This window comes from Streptomyces noursei (assembly GCF_001646665.1).
Lineage (GTDB): Bacteria > Actinomycetota > Actinomycetes > Streptomycetales > Streptomycetaceae > Streptomyces > Streptomyces lavendulocolor.
In genome coordinates, this window is the sequence record NZ_LWBU01000270.1 from 80,518 (window position 1) to 84,240 (window position 3,723).

A 3,723-nucleotide genomic window follows, 5' to 3' on the forward strand; every position below is an offset into this window, starting at 1 on the left:
TCCGAGGAGCGGATCGCGGCCATGGAGCGGCGCCTCGGGCAGCGGATGCCCCCGTCGTACCGGGAGTTCCTCGCGGTCAGCGACGGGTGGCGGCACGCGGGCGGGTTCGTCGCGCGGTTGGCGGGCACCACGGAGGCGTCCTGGCACGACAACGCCTCAGGTCTCGCCGAGAACTTCGAGAGGTACTTGGACGAGGAGGCCCGGCCGGAGGGGCGCCGGGAGGCGGACATCTGGCGGCGCGGGCTGCAGCTCGACGTCGAGTCCGACGCCACGTACGTCCTCCTGGACCCGGAGGACGTGGGCGAGGACGGTGAGTGGGCCGTGTACACGTGGGCGAGCTGGCGGGCCGCGCCGCCGGAGCGCCACGCGGACTTCCGGGCGTTCATGCGGGCGATGCACCGGGAGTTCCACCGCCTGCGGGCGGGGCACGGCGACGAGGGGCCGGTGTTCGTCAACGGGACGACGCGGGAGAAGGACGCCCTGGTGGCACGGGCCCGGACCGCGGCACTGCGCGGCGACTGGGAACGCGCCCTGGCGATGCTGGACGAGGCCGCGTCGTACGGCAGGCCGCGGGCGGCCGGGCTCGGGGACCAGATACGCCTCCTGCTCGGACGGACCTCCCGGGTGAGCTTCGGGCCTGCGGGGCGTGGCCCGTTGTACGCAGTCGAGCAGCTGCCGGTGCTGGTCGCCGACCACGCGGCGCACGCGTACGGGGACGACTCACTGGCGGGCACCCTGCGGGCCGCCGACGACGAACTCGTGTCCCTGGCCCACGCCATGCTGGACCGGATGAGGAACGGGACGTACCGCTGCACGGTGGCCGGGCCGTTCGGGGAGGCGGTGGAGAGGGCGAGAGAACTGGCGCGGTGGGGTGACACCGACGAGGCGTGGCGGACGCTGATGGACGCGCTGCCCTCGTGGGAGCCGCTGGAGCCGGACCATGTGGCTCCGTTCGGGTGGGTGGCCGACCCCGTGCTCGGGCCGCTGCTGACCCCGGAGCGGGGCGTGAACTGCTGTCCACACCGAGGGGCGGGTGGACGGGTGGGCCCGCGGAGCAGGCGCCCCGGCTCGACCCGGACACCCTCCGGTGGCTCGCGGAGCCGGACCCGGGCGGCACCCGCACGTCCTACCGGTTCGTGCTGGTGGAGGGGGTGCGGCCGGAGGAGTTGCCCGGACTCCTGGCGGACGGGGACGACGCCGTCCTCAGTGCGCCCATGACCCGCTGGGAGGCAAGCCACCGGTCGGCGCACGGCCGCGTCGCGTTCTCGTCCCGCGACGACCGGGCCCTCATGGCGGTCGGCCGGGCCGGGCCCGGCTGGAGCTTCGCCTTCGACGGCGCGCCCGCTCCGTTCGACCGGCATCGGTTCGTCTCCCCGGCGGCGGCAGCGGCGGCCCGTGCCGGTACGCGGGCGGTGGTGGTGTGGTGCGGCCTGCGGGCAGGGGGCGGTCAGCCGTTCTTCCACCTGTCGGTGGCACGGGACGGCACCGAGCAGTACGCGTTCACGTACCAGGCCGGAGAGGTCCGGCGGAGCGGGGACATTCCACGGGCACTGGAGCCGGACCGGTTCCTCAGCGGCCGGGAGGCGGACGCCGCCGATGCGGAAGGGGCGCTGCTGGAAGCGGTCTCCGGGGAGTTCGGTACGCGCCTTCCCCGCCACGCGATCGTGCGCGGGCGGCTGCACACGTTCATCACCCGCTCCTGGAAACGGCCGCCGAGAGAGGGAGAGACGTATCTGGTGATCAGCAGGCACAGAGACTTCGCGCGCGGGGACCGTGACGGGCGAGCGGGTGGCGGCGCCCCGGACAGCCGGTAGAAGCGGACGACCGGCCGGAGGTGGCCTCCCCGGTTGCGGGACGCGGGAAAGGGGGGCCACCGGACCGGGGTGGGGGCCGCAGCGTACCGGTGCAGTCCGCGTAACCCGTCATCCGTCACCCGTCACCCGTCATTCGCGTACCGGTGTCACCCGGGGGCTGCCGGGAAGCGGCCGGGGTGTTGCCTCCGGGACTCCCGTCGTCCATGGTCAACGCCCTACGATGCGCGTGTGCGGGGCGTATGCCGCGCACCATGGCCAGGGGGAGGCTCGATGTCCAGAAAACCGCGCCGCCGCATGTCCGGGGGCATACCGGACAGTGTGCGGAAGGGCCTTCCCGGCGGGGTGGAGGTGTACCACCTGCTGCCGGACGGCGGGATCGTGCTGGCCGACCGGGACGGTGCCCGCGAACTGGGGCCCGAGCGGGAGTTCCTGCGCTTCATCGACGACGGCCAGTTCGCCCACTACCTGGTGGGCGACGCGGCCACCTCGCCCGAGCGCCCCTCCAACGCCACCGTGAAGCTCGGGGTGGTGGGCCCGCGCAGCGCCTTCACCCCGCACGCGCACGGCGGGGAGCACTTCGTCCTCAGCCTCGGTCACGCGGCCTGCGGGCTGTACGACGCGGACCTCGGCCGGGTCGCCGAAGTCCCGCTCACGCCGGGGATGCTGATACGGATTCCGGAGATGATGCCCCACTCCTTCGCCAACCGGGGCGCCGACCCGCTGACGATCCTCGCGGCCAACACGGGGTACGGGATCGACCACGAGGACTACGCGATCACGGCGGCCGACGCGGAGACACGGGCCTCCTCCGGAACCCACCGGCGGGACGGCGCCCCGCACACCGGCCACGGCACCGGCCCGACCGCGACCCTGGCCGCGGCGACCGTGACCGCCGGGACCACCGCGGCCACGGCCGCTGCCGGAACCGCCACCGACTACCGGGCCCTCGCCGCCGCCCTGCGCGACATCGAGCACCACCAGCGCACCCGGGGCATCGCGGCCACCACCGTGCGCGAGCGCCTGGCCGCCCGGATGCGCCGGCTGGCGGCCGCGTGGGAGGCCGGCCGGTGACCTGCCCGCACTGCGCACGCGAGCTGCGCCAGAAGGAACGCACGGGCAACGTCTGCTCCTACTGCGGCCGCGCGTACGCGCTCGACCCGAAGACCAACCCCCTGTGCCTGCACGACCTGCGGGTGCGCCGCGTCGTCGGCAAGCTCACGCAGGAGGGGCGGATCACGATCACACCGGGCCAGCTCTGGTACGCCCTGTCGCGGCGACAACTCGCCAAGAGCGCGGTCACCTCCGGATGCGTCATGCCGGCACTCTTCGCCGGCCTGGTGACGGGGGTCATCGGCATGGGCGGGGACCTCGTCTTCCTCCGCGTCGTCAGCGGCGCCCTGGTGCTCCTGACCACCGGGCTCGTCCTGATGCGCCTGGCAGGGGTGGGCAAGGGGGCCCTGCCCCAGAGCCGGGAGGCCTTTCGCACCGGCCCGCTGGCGGAGTGGGAGAAGCGGTACGGGACGTTGCCGGCGGGCATGGCGGACGACCGCCGGTTCCCGCGGAGCGGGCAGCCGGCCGCGGCGGGGAGCAGGGCCGTACTCCTGTGTCCCGACCCGTCCGTGGCCGCCTTCCTCGCCGCCGGCGGACTGCCCGTCCGCTACGGGGTCGTGCTGGCCGAGGAGGTGCGAAAAATACCCGCGCTGTGCCCCGAGGGGCCCGTCGTCGTGCTGCACGACGCGGACGCGCGCGGACACCTCCTGGTGCGCGAGGCACGCGAGACGCTGCCCGGGCGGCCGGTGATCGACGCCGGGGTCGCCCTGCGCTCGGTCGACGGCATGGCGTGGGCGGTGCCGTACCGCGACCGGCGGGACAAGCCCGACAGCGCGACCATGGCCCGGCTCGGCTCCGG

Annotated in this window: 2 protein-coding genes and 1 pseudogene; all 3 read left to right on the forward strand. The window is 74.6% G+C overall.

Translation table 11 applies throughout. The annotated features are described in order from the left end of the window. Positions 1 to 1,814: pseudogene (locus tag A4V12_RS36880) on the forward strand (SMI1/KNR4 family protein); the annotation flags it as partial. 270 nt (positions 1,815 to 2,084) lie between these two features. Then, complete coding sequence (locus A4V12_RS18600) at positions 2,085 to 2,885, forward strand: cupin domain-containing protein (protein WP_064070478.1); 801 nt, start codon at positions 2,085 to 2,087, stop codon at positions 2,883 to 2,885. After that, the coding region (locus tag A4V12_RS18605; RefSeq protein WP_159028888.1) for a hypothetical protein at positions 2,882 to 3,723 on the forward strand (842 nt) is incomplete at its 3' end. The genes A4V12_RS18600 and A4V12_RS18605, both read left to right, overlap by 4 nt.

Bases quoted from the DNA above. Each gene is read 5' to 3' on its own strand.
- A4V12_RS18600 (WP_064070478.1), top strand. From the start codon at position 2,085: ATGTCCAGAAAACCGCGCCGCCGCATGTCCGGGGGCATACCGGACAGT.